Annotated in this window: 15 protein-coding genes and 1 pseudogene; 3 read left to right on the forward strand and 13 right to left on the reverse strand. The window is 51.5% G+C overall.

Annotated elements, in window-relative coordinates; genetic code table 11:
- The 7 genes and pseudogenes from JJB97_RS10245 to JJB97_RS10275 all read right to left on the reverse strand — a co-directional run.
- Positions 1-675: pseudogene (locus tag JJB97_RS10245) on the reverse strand (transposase); the annotation flags it as partial.
- A 161-nt stretch (positions 676-836) separates the two neighbouring features.
- Positions 837-2,054: an amino acid deaminase gene (locus tag JJB97_RS10250; protein WP_238713919.1), complete on the reverse strand. Its 1,218-nt coding sequence runs from the start codon at positions 2,052-2,054 to the stop codon at positions 837-839.
- Positions 2,051-3,535, reverse strand: a complete 1,485-nt coding sequence (locus JJB97_RS10255) for a sodium:solute symporter family protein (RefSeq protein WP_238713920.1) — start codon at positions 3,533-3,535, stop codon at positions 2,051-2,053. The genes JJB97_RS10250 and JJB97_RS10255 overlap by 4 nt, the downstream gene beginning before the upstream one ends.
- 35 nt (positions 3,536-3,570) lie before the next feature.
- On the reverse strand, positions 3,571-3,963 hold the full coding sequence (locus JJB97_RS10260) for a RidA family protein (protein WP_238713921.1): 393 nt from the start codon (positions 3,961-3,963) through the stop codon (positions 3,571-3,573).
- 13 nt (positions 3,964-3,976) lie between these two features.
- Entirely contained in the window at positions 3,977-5,416 is a 1,440-nt protein-coding gene (locus tag JJB97_RS10265; RefSeq protein ID WP_238713922.1) for an N-acyl-D-amino-acid deacylase family protein, read from the reverse strand.
- Complete coding sequence (locus JJB97_RS10270; protein WP_238713923.1) at positions 5,413-6,054, reverse strand: 2-dehydro-3-deoxy-6-phosphogalactonate aldolase; 642 nt, start codon at positions 6,052-6,054, stop codon at positions 5,413-5,415. Before JJB97_RS10270 ends, JJB97_RS10265 begins: the two co-directional genes overlap by 4 nt.
- A complete protein-coding gene (locus JJB97_RS10275) occupies positions 6,051-7,088 on the reverse strand; it encodes a 2-dehydro-3-deoxygalactonokinase (RefSeq protein ID WP_238713924.1) in 1,038 nt (345 codons plus the stop codon). The genes JJB97_RS10270 and JJB97_RS10275 overlap by 4 nt, the downstream gene beginning before the upstream one ends.
- A gap of 250 nt (positions 7,089-7,338) precedes the next feature.
- Here JJB97_RS10275 and JJB97_RS10280 point away from each other — a divergent pair, with 250 nt between their 5' ends.
- Complete coding sequence (locus JJB97_RS10280; RefSeq protein ID WP_238713925.1) at positions 7,339-8,109, forward strand: IclR family transcriptional regulator; 771 nt, start codon at positions 7,339-7,341, stop codon at positions 8,107-8,109.
- Positions 8,110-8,192: 83 nt separating this feature from the next.
- Here JJB97_RS10280 and JJB97_RS10285 read toward each other — a convergent pair whose 3' ends face one another.
- The gene (locus JJB97_RS10285; protein WP_238713926.1) at positions 8,193-8,789 is read right to left on the reverse strand and encodes a TetR family transcriptional regulator; all 597 of its coding nucleotides are present in this window, start codon (positions 8,787-8,789) and stop codon (positions 8,193-8,195) included.
- 120 nt (positions 8,790-8,909) lie between these two features.
- Between JJB97_RS10285 and JJB97_RS10290 the strand changes: the two genes are divergently transcribed.
- Positions 8,910-10,403, forward strand: coding sequence for a SmvA family efflux MFS transporter (locus JJB97_RS10290; RefSeq protein ID WP_238713927.1), 1,494 nt, complete (start codon positions 8,910-8,912; stop codon positions 10,401-10,403).
- A gap of 200 nt (positions 10,404-10,603) precedes the next feature.
- Here JJB97_RS10290 and JJB97_RS10295 read toward each other — a convergent pair whose 3' ends face one another.
- Both JJB97_RS10295 and JJB97_RS10300 read right to left on the reverse strand, forming a co-directional pair.
- The gene (locus JJB97_RS10295; protein WP_238713928.1) at positions 10,604-10,870 is read right to left on the reverse strand and encodes a hypothetical protein; all 267 of its coding nucleotides are present in this window, start codon (positions 10,868-10,870) and stop codon (positions 10,604-10,606) included.
- A gap of 147 nt (positions 10,871-11,017) precedes the next feature.
- Positions 11,018-11,335 (reverse strand): flavin reductase family protein, encoded by a 318-nt coding sequence (locus JJB97_RS10300; protein ID WP_317981144.1) that lies wholly within the window; start codon positions 11,333-11,335, stop codon positions 11,018-11,020.
- Here JJB97_RS10300 and JJB97_RS10305 point away from each other — a divergent pair.
- A complete protein-coding gene (locus JJB97_RS10305) occupies positions 11,223-11,501 on the forward strand; it encodes a hypothetical protein (protein ID WP_238713929.1) in 279 nt (92 codons plus the stop codon). The two genes, JJB97_RS10300 and JJB97_RS10305, sit on opposite strands and share 113 nt — an antisense overlap.
- Before the next feature lie 247 nt (positions 11,502-11,748).
- Here JJB97_RS10305 and JJB97_RS10310 read toward each other — a convergent pair whose 3' ends face one another.
- The 3 genes from JJB97_RS10310 to tomB all read right to left on the reverse strand — a co-directional run bounded on the left by JJB97_RS10310 (position 11,749) and on the right by tomB (position 13,546).
- On the reverse strand, positions 11,749-12,258 hold the full coding sequence (locus JJB97_RS10310; RefSeq protein WP_238713930.1) for a YlaC family protein: 510 nt from the start codon (positions 12,256-12,258) through the stop codon (positions 11,749-11,751).
- 667 nt (positions 12,259-12,925) lie between these two features.
- On the reverse strand, positions 12,926-13,144 hold the full coding sequence (locus tag JJB97_RS10315; protein ID WP_017371453.1) for an HHA domain-containing protein: 219 nt from the start codon (positions 13,142-13,144) through the stop codon (positions 12,926-12,928).
- 27 nt (positions 13,145-13,171) lie between these two features.
- Positions 13,172-13,546, reverse strand: coding sequence for an Hha toxicity modulator TomB (gene tomB / locus JJB97_RS10320; protein ID WP_238713931.1), 375 nt, complete (start codon positions 13,544-13,546; stop codon positions 13,172-13,174).
- Positions 13,547-14,217 lie beyond the last annotated feature (671 nt).

Raw genomic sequence — 14,217 nt, forward strand, 5'->3', positions numbered from 1 at the left:
CACTGGCGCAGAAGTCCTGCCTCAGCAGATTCTCAGACATCGGCAGAGCGTGTGCGCGGTAGTTGACCGGGCTGAACCGGCGTGAGGCTTACGCCCGTAGTCCCTGCCGGCGCAGGCTGGCCGCGACGGTTTTTATGTTATACATCAGTCCCTGAGCACGAAGCTTATCCGTCAGGCATGGCGCGCCATCGCGCTGTTTTGCATTACTGAATGCCTGCCGGAGGACGTTATCACAGACAAGGCGAAACGGCTGACGCCGGTTTATATGATAACGACGCTGATGCCAGACGTACCAGCCGCTACGGGCAACCTGAAGTACACGGCACATGGCCTTGATACTGAACTCAGCCTGATGTTTTTCGATGAAGACATACTTCATTTCAGGCGCTTCGCGAAGTATGTCGCGGCCTTCTGGAGAATGGCCAGTTCCTCATCCCGTTCTGCCAGTTGACGCTTCAGACGGACGATCTCAGCGGACATCTCCTGTTCGCGTTCAGAAGAAGAGAGCTGATTTTGCTGTTTACTTCGCCAGTTGTAGAGTTGTGATTCATACAGGCTGAGTTCGCGGGCGGCCGCGGCCACACCTGTGCGTTCAGCCAGTTTCAGGGCTTCCTGACGAAATTCAGGCGAGTGCTGCTTGCGTGGCTTTTTGGTGGTTGACGCTGGTTTTGTCATGTGAGTCACCTCTGGTTGAGAGTTTACTCACTTAGCTGTGTGTGCACTATTGCTGGGTAAGATCAATCCAGCCTTACACCGAAATAAGGAAGAGCGCGGTTTATTTACACACTATCACTGTATGAACCTGGCCGGGCAAGCGCCCGGCCAGCCTTTGTTTTTTAAAAAACGGTATCCAGAGATTCCAGAATATTGTAATTCTCATCAACTAAATACAGGGTTTTCCACTTATCAAACGTTAGACATGGGTGCGAAGTGCCAAAGATGATAATGTCTCCGACGCTGACATCACTCTCTGGCTCCCGCTGTAGCATACAATGTTGATCCATTATCCCTGTGCTGGTGAGCGCGCCGAATTTTAACGCCAGCATCTTCCCTTCACGGTAATGGGCCACCGGTTGCGGCAACCCGGCGTCAAATGCAGCGTCTCGTTTACCGAAATTGACTACGGCGAGCGAGGGTTCTGGCACAGACTGCACCATGGCAACCAGCTCAAGAGCGGGCGCTAAATTACCGCCAATGTCGCAGGCGATACTGTCGCGCGCCATCAGTTCATTTTGCGCCTGCTGGTAGATACCATTGTCATGTGTGATATAGCAACCTGGACGAATCACTATCCGGCAATGGGCGGGTTTTTCTGCCGCCAGCCAGATGTTACAGACTACGTCATACCAGACGGTACCCGCGCCGGTCAGGATAAATTCGCCATCGACATATTTTTCCATCCGACACGCCAGGTCTGCCGCTTCGCGCAGCAGCGTTTCGATTTGCGGCTGCGGATCGTGACCATGCAGAACACCTTCGTACAACTCCAGCCCACGCAGGCGCAATGCTGGTAGCTGCGAAACATTGCCAGCAAGCGCCAGTGCTTCGTCAGCCGTCCGGCATCCACAGCGTCCACCTGAAACGCCAAGCTCAATCAGTACGTCCAGCGTTTGCTGACGTTCACTGAAAAAGGCGGCAAGTGTTCTGGCATTGTCCAGGCTGTCTACCAGGCAGAGAATATCGGTGTCCGGATACTGTTTTTTCAGTTGTGATACCAACGCCATGTTGGCTTTGCCGACCAACTGATTGGCCATCAATACCCGATTGATACCGCAAGCCATCGCCGCCTGCGCCTGCCATGCGCTGCCCACGCCAATCGCCCATGCGCCGGCCTTTTGCTGTTGACGGAATATCCACGGAGTCATGGATGTTTTCCCGTGAGGCGCCAGCGACACGCCTCGTTTATCAGCGTAACGCTGCATCCATAAGATATTGTTCTCCAGCGCACTGGCTTTGATCACGGCGGCGGGCAGGCACGCCTCTTCGCGCAGTACGTTGGCATAGCCCGTTTCGGGAGCAAACATGATGGCCGATTTATGTGCAACTGCTGTCATTCTGCGCTCCTTACAGGGGTAATCTCAGAATGTGGCGCGTGGCTGCTGTTCTCACGTTCATCAGTGATTATTTTCAGCACCTCTTCGCGGGAGAGCTTATTTTGCGGCGTCAGTAACGTTACCACTACCGCTGCAACCAGGCTGACTGACAGTGCCGGAATAACCGGATTCCCCAGCGCTTTCGACCATTCCGGCGACAGGATCACCGCCAGCGACGTCAGGCTACCGCCGAGCAATGCCGCGATGCAGCCCTGCCAGTTAAAGCGCAGCCAGAATTTACCCAGCAACACGGTGACGCACATGCCGGACATGATCATTGAGATCATTTTGGTGATGTAACCGATGATGTCGTTGGACGTCAGGGCAAAAATCAACGCCAGCGTGATGACGCACAGCAAGAAGACACGTGACAGATTAATCGCTTTTTCTGGCGGCGGCATTTTACCCGTTACCATGGTGTAAATATCGCGCAGAATAATGGAAACCCCGGCAATGGCATCCGAACTGCCGGATGACAGGTTGGCAGACATCCCCGCAATCAGCACTACCATCGCCAGAACATAGGGCAGGGCGTTGGTCGCATAGAGAAAGGCGAAGCTCGGGTTATCAAGAGTCGGATCCATGACCCGGGTTGCCATACCAATGATCGCTGGCAGGAAGGAAAATCCCATATACAGCAGGCCGGTAATGACAAAGGACTGACGAATCGCGCGGGTGGACGCCGCTGAGTAGATACGCTGGCGATACGACGGCGTTGCCAGCACGCCAATCCCGATCACGATTGACAGTGAGATCGCGGGTAACAGCCCCAGTTTGCCGATACCAAACAGTGTGAATGCCTGCGGATCGGTTTTCGCCACGATCGTATCCCATCCGCCAACGTAACTGACGGACACCACTGCCAGTACGATAAAACCAAGGAACAGAACGATGGATTGCAGCGTGTCTATCCAGGATACCGCTTTGTAGCCGCCAATACCGACGTAGAAAATAAAGCCAACGGCGATAATAATTTTAGCGGTCGTAATATCAATGTTTGCTGCCCACGCCAGATACAGGCCGCCACCGAGGATATGGGCGCCCAGCCAGCCAATGGACGCGAGAAAAATCAGCAGCGCCACCAGGTTTTTGACAATCCGACTGCCGCCGGTGTAGTAGCAGATCTCTTCGCTCATGGTCATAAAGCGCATCTTGCGCACCGGAGCAAACAGCCAGGCCGTAAGCAGAATCCCCGTCGCGCCGCCGATGCCGTACAGCATTCCTGCCCAGCCATTGCTGTAACCAAAACTGACTGCGCCGATACTCGAACCAGTGCCAACCATCGTGCCCACAGTCGAACCCAGCGTTAACAACATCGGTAGTTTTCGACCGCCCAGAATAAAATCTTCCCCGGTTTTCTGATGGCGGGTGACGTACCAGCCAACAACCATCATGGCGAAGGCATAGATCAAAAACCACATCAGGAAATTTTCGTGTAGCATAATTTATCCTTGTTACTGCTGATAACGACCAACAGTCAGCTTTTGAATTTTGGGTTGAAACAGGTAATGTCCACTTCCACCATGCAGTCGACGACCAGGTCGGCAACGCAGCACACGCGCGCAGGCGGATGGGCGGCAAAGAAACTTTTGAACACCTTATTGAATGACTGGAAGTAGCGCGCGTCGGTCAGAAATACCTTCATATGCACAATGTCTTCCTTGCCGAATCCGGCTTCAGTCATGATGTCGAGGCAGTTCTGGATAGCCTGCGTTGACTGGGCCACAATGCCGCCATCAATAATCTCGCCGTCAACCATCGGCGTCTGACCGGAAACATACAGCCAGCCATCGGCGGCAACGGCCTTTGCAAACGGTAAAGCCTGTCCGCCAGTTCCTTCAGATCCTTCAATTCCGTATCGCTTAATCATGGTTGTTCTCCTGTTATTGTTCTTTTCTGCTTAAGAATTTGCCTGCGCGCAGGCCTGTCATTTGCTGCTGGCTCCAGGTCAGAACGCCGTTAACAAAGACGTGTTCAATCCCGTCTGCCGTCTGCTTAGGGTTCTGGAAGGTGCCGGTTTCGTTGATATTTTGCGGATCAAAAATGACCAGATCGGCAAAGTTGCCTTCGCGAATCAGACCGCGCTTTTCCAGCCCAAAACGCCAGGCAGACATGCCGGTCATTTTGTGGATGGCGGTGGTCAGCGGGAACAGCTTCTCATCACGACTGTAGTAGCCAAGAACCCGTGGAAAAGTACCCCACAAGCGTGGGTGCGGATTCGGATCGCAGGGCAGGCCATCGGAGCCCACCATAGAAGAAGGGTGTTGCAGAACGCGGCGCACATCCTCTTCATGCATCTGAAAATAGATTGCCCCTGCGGGCTGTAAGCGGGCAGCGGCGCAATGAACATCGGTTCCCCATTCTGCGGCGATCGCCTGCAGGGTTTTGCCTGCCATCTCCGGATGCGGCGTGGACCAGGTGATCAGAATGTCGTAATCCTCAGTAACCTGTTTCAGATCGAGATTTGAGGAACCGGCGCGGTAGGGGTAGACATCGCAGTTAATTTCCTGATGCTGCTGATATTTCTCAATCAGCGCCAGCGTTTGTGTCGTTCGGCCCCAGTTTTTGGCCCCGGCACATTTATGATGAGAGATCTGAACCGGTACCCGGCCATGACGACCAACGTGAAATGCCTCAAGCATGGCATCAATAATGCCGTCGTACTCTGTGCGCATATGGGTGGTGTAGATACCCTGATGTTCAGCAAGTAGCTCGGCCAGCGCGCAGATCTCCTCTGTTGATGCGTTTACCGCATTACCATAGGAAAGACCGGTACTCAGCCCCAGCGCACCTTGTTCGAGCGCCAGGCGAAGCGCATCGCGCATGGTGCGAATGTTGGCTTCACTGGCGGGTTCCAGCAGTGATTCCACGCAGTTGTTGCGCAGGGTGGTATGGCCAATCAGCGTGGCGACATTCACTGAAGGGGTGACGGTGTTGATCTGTTCGCGGTAACGCGCGACATCCGGGTAGTGAAATTCGTTCAGTTCCCCCAGTAAATTGATCGGGTCTGGTACTTCATCTTTCAGCACCGCGCAGGCGGCACTGATGCCGCAGTTACCCACGATGATACTGGTGACGCCCTGCGACGTTTTTTCGATGTAATCTGGCCGCCTGAGGACGACCAGATCGTCATGGGTATGGACATCAATAAAACCCGGTGATAACACCCGCCCCTGACAGTCAACCGTGTTTTCTGCGACGTCATGGATAGTTGGCGCGATCCGGACAATTCTGTTCCCCTCTACGGCTACATCTGCGTGATATGCCGCATTACCGGAACCATCAATGACGGTGGCGTTTTTGAACAACCAGTCCATTTTCATAGGTGCTCCTTATCCCGGGAGGCGTGAGTGATAAATAGCTGATAAGCCGTGATAAACGCGTGTGCCTGTTCCCGGGTTCGTGCAGGCGTTTGCCCGGCACGGTACAGATCGTTGCCGAGCCCGGCGCCGGAACAGCCCGCGTCAAGGTAAAGGGGTAAATTTTCCGGCGTGATGCCGCCCACGGCGTATACGGCGATATGTGCGGGAAGCACCGATTTCAGCGCCCGGATATAGCCAGGTCCGAACTGGCTGGCGGGAAACAGCTTGATTTGCTGCGCCCCGGTATCAATGGCGCTGAAGGCTTCTGTTGGTGTCGCACAGCCCGGAAGAACCTGCATCCGACGATCCAGCGCGCATCGAATCACGTCGGGTCGGGTATTTGGCGTGACAATGAGCTGACAGCCCAGCGTCGCCAGTTGGTCGACGCTTTCCACGTTGAGTACGGTACCGGCGCCGATAGTGGCCTGCTTGCTGTATTTGCTGACGGCCTGAGCAACGCTGATTTCCCACTGTGGCGAGTTCATTGGGATTTCAATGGCGCGAAAACCGGCCTCGATTAGCAAAGGAATATGGTTATCGATCTCTTCTGGCCTGATGCCGCGCAGAATTGCGACCAGAGGCGCTGTTTTACTGTTCATGTTGGAGTTCCCTGATGGTTAGCGCTGGAAAGAGGCAGCTTGCTGACAGGAGGACGCGAGAGAATTTTCTCCATCAGCGCAACGGCGCCCACGCCGGAAAGCGGGCGCAGCGGATCGTCATCTGCCAGTACAATGCCGCCAGTGAAAAAGGGGTCGGCAGAGATCAGCGATGCCAGCGCCTGTTTAAGAACGGTTTTACCGCTGATGATGATGGTGATGTCCGCAGGCAGATTGAGCGCCATGCTCTGTTTCATCGCCTGGAGGTCGGAGTAAAGTGTCGCGCCCAGTAAATAGCTGGCTCTTTGGTTATGGGTTGCCTGGGTAAACAGATCCAGAAGGCGCACGGTAAAGCAACTGCGTGCCAGCCCCACTTTGCGGCAGGATGCTGCGCCTTTCAGTAGATAGTCGTTATCCAGTTCCGCGACAAAATTGCTATTAAGCGAATGAGCAAGAATGGTGTGATGAGTGAGGACATCCAGTAATTCACCCGCCATTGTGGTGACGCAACTGACAATCTGTTTTTTCTCGTCAGTCAGGACAAATTTTGAATGGGAACCGGGCAGCACAATCAGCGCTGGCCCCTGCATATTGTGCTGCATCAGCAGACCGAATGTTTCGACTTCTTCGCCACGCATGATATCCATGGCGTCTATGTTTTCGGCATCCACCTGCGAGGCATTGTTTTTCACCCCGGGGATGAACCAGATGGGCTGAGGGGAGATTTCGGGGATCGTATGAGCGACAGCGCCTTTCACCAAATCGTTGAAGGCGACCGGGGCTTGCAGGTGCGGCACACAATAAAGTCCAACTTCAGACGTGATCATGCCGCAAGCCACGATTGCATAGCGTTCGCTGATACCCCTCAGGGCGCGATCCAGCGCGTTTTTTACCCCAGTAATCAGCTTGTTGCGGTTTCCCGTTATCGCCGTATCGCGCACGCCAACGGCTTCACTGGTCTGTGCTATTACCCTGTTATCCCGCCAGACGCGTACTCGCGTATTGGTCGTACCGGCGTCGATAGTGACAATCAGCATGCCGTTTCCTCTGCTTGGTTTTTATATGGAATATCGTTCCGTTTTTTAAAGGTTATTGATCATATATGGGAATGTCATTCCAGTTTTTCTAATTTGGTGATAGGATTCACAGAACAGCAATGGCGTGTGTTGCAGCAATGCAGGAATAATTAATGTTGCGAATTGACGTAACTGTTTAAAAATGAATAAGTTTTGCGGGCTATGCCATTGCAGTTACAATAGCTGGACTTTTTTGATTGGGGTTGAATGAATGTCTAACGGCGAAAATGCAAATTCTTCCGGCATTGATAAGGTCCTGACGATCCTGGAAGAGATTAGCGAGCATTCTGACGGTATATCTTTGGTGGAGTTAGTCAAACGGACCGGGATCGCGAAGACAACAGTGTTTCGTACCCTGGAAACGCTCAGGGCGCGGCAATACGTTATGCAGGATAACGGAACAGAGCGTTATCACCTGGATTTGAAGAGCCTTGAACTCGGTATCAAGGGGCTGATGAATGTGAATCTGGTGGAAGTCTCTATTCCGTATCTGAAAACGCTATCAGCAAAAACGTCAGAAACCTGTTTTCTGGGTGTTTATAATCGTGGGCACGTGGTCTATCTGTATAAAAATGAGGGAACGCTTTCTATCCAGACTAACGCTCGTCTTGGTGCCCGATTACCGGCGTATTGCACCGGAATAGGCAAAGCGTTGCTGGCTTTTCAGCCGCTGGAAGAGATTGATCGGGTGCTGAGTGAACCACTGATTGCGTTTACCGAGAACACAGTGGTTGACCGTGTTGCTTTGTATGAAACGCTGGCAGATATTCGTCTGAAAGGTTTCGCACTCGATAATGAAGAAAACGAAGAGGGATTAACCTGCGTGGCCCGTGCGGTTTTCAATTATACCGGTACTGTCATTGGCGCGCTGAGCGTTGCGGGTCCCACACACCGCATGCAGCGCAAAATTAGCCATGTCAGTGAGGAACTTGACCTGGTCTGCAACCTTATCTCACGCAGGCTTGGGTTTATTAACCGTTAACGCAACCTGTCTGATAAGGTATATCTACTTACGGCAGGCGATATTCCAACGCGCTGTAGACTGAACCTTTAGCTGCCTGCGCTTTATACATTCTGCGCTACGTTCATGCCGGTTTCGGCGTCAATCACCCGGTTGAGATGCAGCGTCAGGCTTTGCGGCGTCATCGCTGGCAGGCCAAGCGTAAGCAAACCGTCCAGCCCGCATACCAGCGCAATCAGGCGCCACGCGATATCTACCGGATCCTCCCGCAAAGTGAATGCCTGCGCGGCCGCGCCCTTGCGCAAAATGTTTACCGTCTCTGCGTGCCATAACGCCATGCCGTGGACCCAGGCCTGCCGGATACGATCGTCATGTTCGGACAACAGTTGTGCTTCGCGCCACAGGCGAATATACGGCTCCAGGCTTTCATCCTGTGCTCCCAGCATATCAAATAACCGTTCGCGCCAGCTTGCTGAGGCCGTAAGCGACGTTGTGTCCAGCGATTCACGCACCAGTTGTAAAAACGCTTCTGCTCTGAGCGCGCCGGCGGAGGAAAAGTGATGATGCATTTGTCCTGTGGCGATCTCTGCTTCAGCGGCGACGCGCCTGACCGTCATTGCCGATAAACCTTCTGCAAGCGCTACACGCATGGCTGCCGCAAGAATTGTCTTACGGCGCGCCTCTTTGCTCATATACGACATTTTAACTCTCCATTTTTCGTGCTGAGCAGTGTAACGCTAAGCTGGACAAGTGTTCAAATTTAGGTGAGCATTGGAAAATGAACACATGTTCAAATTTGGATAAAGCTGTGAGGTTAAGGAATGTATCGTGCGTGGTTTGTTTTATTGGTTATCGTTTTCGCTTATGTGCCTGTGGCGATTGACGCTACGGTGCTGCACGTGGCGGCCCCTACGCTCAGCGTGGCGCTGGGGGCGAGCGGGAGCGAACTGCTCTGGATTATAGATATTTATTCGCTGGTGATGGCGGGCATGGTGCTACCGATGGGCGCGCTTGGCGATCGGTTGGGCTTTAAGCGGCTGTTGATATTGGGCGTTATGTTGTTTGGCGCGGCATCTGTGGGCGCGGCCCTTGCACCGGATGCTGCTATGTTGATTGCGGCCCGCGCATTGCTTGGGGTCGGCGCTTCGATGATCCTCCCTGCGACATTAGCAGGAATTCGCAATACGTTTGGTAACGGGCATGAACGTAACGTTGCACTCGGTATCTGGGCGGCGGTCGGCGCCGGGGGCGCGGCGTTTGGGCCGCTGGTTGGGGGGATCTTACTGGCCCATTTTTCCTGGAATATGGTCTTTCTGATTAATCTGCCGATGGTGGCGCTGGTGTTATTGCTTGCCTGGCGCGGTGTGCCGAAGCAGGCGGGCAATGCCTGCCAGCGTTTGAACTTTTCGCATTCGCTAATGCTGGTGGTCGCGGTACTCGCGCTGGTATGGTCGATAAAATATGCCATCCAGCCGGAAAGTGAGTGGCTGACTGTGCTGATGATGCTGGCATCGGGGCTGTTCCTGCTGCTGTTGTTTGTGCGGCTACAGCGCCGAAGCATGTCGCCGCTTCTGGATATTGAACTGCTCACGCATCGCACCATACTTACCGGCGCGGTAATGGCGTTGATCTCTATGGTCGCGCTGGTTGGGTTTGAATTGTTGATGGCGCAGGAATTGCAGTTTGTTCAGGGTAAAACGCCGCTCCAGGCGGGCATGTTTATGCTGCCGATTATGCTGGCAAGTAGCCTGTGTGGCCCCTTTGCCGGGTTGCTGGTTGCCCGGTTTGGCCTGCGGCAGGTAGCCGCGGCCGGCGTAGCGCTTAGCGCGATAGGTTTTTACGGCCTTGCGCATACCGACTTTGCCCGTCAGCCGTGGCTGGCATGGGGCTGGATGACGCTGTTGGGACTAAGCGTCGCCACGGCGCTGCTTTCGGGGACATCGGCGATTATGTCTGCCGTGCCGCAGAAAAAGGCGGCGGCGGCGGGCGCAATTGAAACAATGGCCTATGAGCTGGGCGCAGGGTTGGGCGTTGCGTTTGCTGGTCTGCTGCTGACGCGAAGCTATCGTGCCGCCATTGATCTGCCCCAGGGGCTTTCCTCCGGGGCGGCGCAGCGAGCAGGATCTTCTGTTGGAGAAGCCGCGCAGGTCGCATTAAGCCTTGATAGCGAACAGGCAACGCGCGTAATGTCGGCAGCGGCGCAAGCATTTAGCCATTCTCACAGCGTAGTGCTGGGGTTGGCGAGCCTGTTGATGTCATCTTTAGCTTTGATTGTGTGGTTTACGCTAAAAAACGCTAACCCGGTCAGCGAGTAAATAGCAGGGCATCGCCCTGTTATTGACAGCCAGTGAAAAGGGGGCGTCAGGAAACGAGTAATCAAAATTATAACGGCGTGGGCGGCTCTACAGAACGTACAGTATGGCAGGGGGAATATAAAAAACGCTTATGTATTGTTGCAATGCTGTAGTAAAAAAGCACTGTAACGCTACCAGCCTGCGCGAGGCGTATATAAGCGTTACACTTTAGTTGTTTTGCCTGTTTTTTTTGCCCGGCGGCGCAGGTAATTGCCAGATGTTTTCCTTTTGTTGACGGCCAGTAGCGCATTTTCTTTACTGCATTCGACGATCGAAGCGATGGTGCCGACCATAATCAGCAGTTCACCGGCCACAATCGTGCTGTTTTGGGCTGTAAAGTAGCCCACAATGATAAAAATGATGCCGATAAATAAAACCAATACCAGCGCGACAACGACAGCAAGTTTGGTCGTAACGTTATTGTTCACGGTTCAGTCCCTTGTATGACAAGAACGGCTATGGCAGCCAGGTTTCTTATTTGTCCACTTCTTACTCTGCCGTACAACCTTTGCTTCGGTATTGTGTCTGGTCGCACGGCAGCGTTCCCGGCTACTGTGGTTGGCGCGGCGCTTAATTTACGTTACTTTGGCGAACCACGGTTTGAGATTATAGCGCTCACCATCGCCACGAAACTGGCCATCCCCCCTATAGTGCAGTGTATCCGGCAGTGCCGGTTTCCGACAAACCTGCGCATATACCACTTCGAAGATAAAAAAATTATAGCGGTCAGCCGGAATATCGTCATATATCTGACATTCAAAACAGGCATAACATTCAGCGATGCCCGGCGAACCACCGAACTTTGAGGGAGACGGCGTAAGCCCGAAGGCGGCAAATTTATTGATATCGCTGTCGCTGTCGCTGTCGCTGTCGCTGTCGCTGCAGTTGCCGATGCGCGAGACCTTTTTTCAGGTAGGTTTATTACGCACTGACCGCTGCTGCGTATGGCAACGAAACTGTCATTTTCAGCAGAAAACATCCAGCCAACCAGCGATGGAAAAAGGCCATAACGGTATGGCAGCCCAGTGTCATAATATTATTTTTGTCCTGCCAGCGTGAGCTGATAAATACGACCGGCCAGGCTTAAGGTAGTGGCGCGCCTCGCTGACGGAAAAGACGGTTTCCTTCACCTTCATTTCCTTAAATCCGGGCATTTTTAACAACATAGAAGATAAAGGGCATGGCGGCAGAATAGCCGCAGCAGCGAAAGAGTATGGCGTGTATCTCCCCCCTGCGTTTTTCGAAGACAGTGACCAAACCTGACATTTCTGACTCAGCGCGGGATGGCAAGCGCCCGACAGGGAAACTAGCAGCGGCGATTTAGCGCTACGGTTTGCGGCTTGTTGACAGCGCGGGTTGCGCAATAATTAAGTGAATAGATATCGTAAAAAGAAAGTTCACCTTTTTTAAGCCGCATTCTCTGTAACTGGGTTTTCTGGTGCTCTGCAACCCGTGGCGAAGCCAGAATGGCATCAATTAATGAAGCCGGGGCAAAGCGGGTATTGTACCACTCTCCGTTATAGCAAACGCGCAGATCCAGGACGTCGATATCGTTGTAACGATACCGTGGTTTGACATCGAAAAAGAAAAAACCGTTTAACAGAGCGAAGAGGACGAACAATAGCCAGACAGAATCTTTCAGCACAGGAGAGCACAACATAACGGCCAGGGTGGCAAACCAGCCGATGTACATGGCGATGAACAGGCCAGGATGGTTACGGATAAAACGAATACTATAGCGAGGGCGATTATCTCTGTTCTCTTCAACATTAATTTTTTCTATTGCAGCAGTAAGCAGACGCTGTATTTCACTCATAATAAACCTTCGCTAAATTTGTGCAGAAAATTTACTACAGAGCGAGCCAGAATGGAAACAGAGCAGAGACAGATATAGTCTGAAAAATAATAACGGGTCTGTTGATGTTTAAACATTTGTCCGGGGCCATATGCGCCAGTAAATGGTTTGCGCCATTTTCACTGTTACTGTCGCTACAATCACATTATTAGCGAGAGTTATAAGGATGTAACGATAACCCCGCCCGGGCGACTTACCGGTTTTAAGCCGCCTTACGCGTTGTCGCCTTAAGCGTTGATAGGGTGAAGGCAGCGTACCGCTGTCGTTTGTGTGCAACCGGCATGGCGTCGGCGAAAGGGCGACACATAGCTGGGCTGTTAGCGCAGCTCAACCGCTACGGGTAAGAAGACCGTAGCGCAGCGTTAAACCTCCCCCGGGGCGCGGTTGCTGACGTGCCAGATAAGCAGGCTGGCGCAAAGGCTTCGTCATGGGCGAGGTAAAGTTAACTGGCGCGCATTTTCTGTTTTTTGTTGTACATTGCTTTTCAGTTCAAAATTGTTAATGAACGCACTCAGAGAGTTTGAGAGCGGACGAAAAATATTTCTGTGCAATACAGCGAGATACATATTTTATGCCAGGAAGGCATTACATTATTGCGTTACGGGTTGTTACAATTGTGATAACCAACTTAACGAACGAATTTCCATACGGAAGAAGGGATTTTGTCGTAAAGCTTATTCATCGTCAGTTCAGCAAGGCGATGATCGGCGGCTGAATAAAACACCGCCAGCTCACTGTCCGGTAATTCGTATTTGTTTTTTTCGATTACCCTTTCAAGCGTATCGATTGTCTGGCAGCGCCTCAGACGCATCAGATAATCAGTCTTTGTCAGCGTTTTGGTTGTCATAAATCACCTCAAATAATACATAATTTTTTAAAAAGAAAGACTTACTGGGTTAGCTTTGCTGGCATTAACAAAAATACGGAACAGGCGATTGCCCGATTTTCGCCATTTTTGCAGCTCCTGGGCATTAATGCCATAGTTGCTAAACAGCATGAAAGTTTCGTCCAAATATTCGTCGATTTGCTCAATCAATTTACTGTCATCGTCATGCTTAATTTTATAATTAAGCGCAAAAGTAGCAATGTGTTCGATCAAGTCATGCAATTGTAAATTGATGGCTGACGTTGGATCATTGGTCCAGCCCTGCTTACGCTCCCCCAAACTGGTTAAACAATCATGGTACAGGCATTCACAAAGAAATTTGAGCTGGGCTATATCATGCCGTTTTGGTGAGTATTCGTCCATATGCTATCGCCTTTTTATCATAAAAAAAAGATAAAGACTCAGGTGGGATGAACACACCGCGTGAAATGGGTATTTAATGAACATTCAGCCTGTTTGTTTAAATTATAAAACATTCAATCACTTTTTTCCCTGGACTATTACGAAAAATTACAATTGCCCTGTAAATATAGAATACCGCCGATACTTAATAGACCCAGTTACGTGTTATTGCAAGGCGATTAGGCTTTTTTTTCTTATAATCAGCTAGTTGAGATTTTGTACTTGTCCAGGGGGAGACGGAAATAAAATATGAGTAAATTCCTTTATATATTAGGATAACTCTTAAGTTGGAAGGGGTGTGTTTAAATTGATTCTTAAATTGCAGCGTGAAAAAAGTATTGCGAAGATATAAAGCGTAAAAATATTAACCCTTCTCATTATTAAGTATTCTGAATAATAAAGAAAAAAGGCCGCAAAAGCGGCCTTTCAGTTTGTTGACAAAGAAGGAAAAAACGGGGTTTTTCCTTCTTCGTGGTAATCAGGCGAAAATCAATGCATTGATTTTCCTTATATTTTATTGTATTTCATCCATCCTGTCTGCGACAGGATGGGGTTTGTCAGAAGTCTCAAAGGCCGCAAAAGCGGCCTTTTATACTGATAATGCGTAACGNAAGTCTCAAAGGCCGCAAAAG

The organism is Tenebrionibacter intestinalis, from assembly GCF_016632365.1.
GTDB lineage: Bacteria > Pseudomonadota > Gammaproteobacteria > Enterobacterales > Enterobacteriaceae > Tenebrionibacter > Tenebrionibacter intestinalis.

Coding starts and splice junctions, on each gene's coding strand:
- JJB97_RS10250 (WP_238713919.1), bottom strand. CDS start 2,054: ATGACAGCAGTTGCACATAAATCGGCCATCATGTTTGCTCCCGAAACG.
- JJB97_RS10255 (WP_238713920.1), bottom strand. CDS start 3,535: ATGCTACACGAAAATTTCCTGATGTGGTTTTTGATCTATGCCTTCGCC.
- JJB97_RS10260 (WP_238713921.1), bottom strand. CDS start 3,963: ATGATTAAGCGATACGGAATTGAAGGATCTGAAGGAACTGGCGGACAG.
- JJB97_RS10265 (WP_238713922.1), bottom strand. CDS start 5,416: ATGAAAATGGACTGGTTGTTCAAAAACGCCACCGTCATTGATGGTTCC.
- JJB97_RS10270 (WP_238713923.1), bottom strand. CDS start 6,054: ATGAACAGTAAAACAGCGCCTCTGGTCGCAATTCTGCGCGGCATCAGG.
- JJB97_RS10275 (WP_238713924.1), bottom strand. CDS start 7,088: ATGCTGATTGTCACTATCGACGCCGGTACGACCAATACGCGAGTACGC.
- JJB97_RS10280 (WP_238713925.1), top strand. CDS start 7,339: ATGTCTAACGGCGAAAATGCAAATTCTTCCGGCATTGATAAGGTCCTG.
- JJB97_RS10285 (WP_238713926.1), bottom strand. CDS start 8,789: ATGTCGTATATGAGCAAAGAGGCGCGCCGTAAGACAATTCTTGCGGCA.
- JJB97_RS10290 (WP_238713927.1), top strand. CDS start 8,910: ATGTATCGTGCGTGGTTTGTTTTATTGGTTATCGTTTTCGCTTATGTG.
- JJB97_RS10305 (WP_238713929.1), top strand. CDS start 11,223: ATGCCCGGCGAACCACCGAACTTTGAGGGAGACGGCGTAAGCCCGAAG.
- JJB97_RS10310 (WP_238713930.1), bottom strand. CDS start 12,258: ATGAGTGAAATACAGCGTCTGCTTACTGCTGCAATAGAAAAAATTAAT.
- JJB97_RS10315 (WP_017371453.1), bottom strand. CDS start 13,144: ATGACAACCAAAACGCTGACAAAGACTGATTATCTGATGCGTCTGAGG.
- tomB (WP_238713931.1), bottom strand. CDS start 13,546: ATGGACGAATACTCACCAAAACGGCATGATATAGCCCAGCTCAAATTT.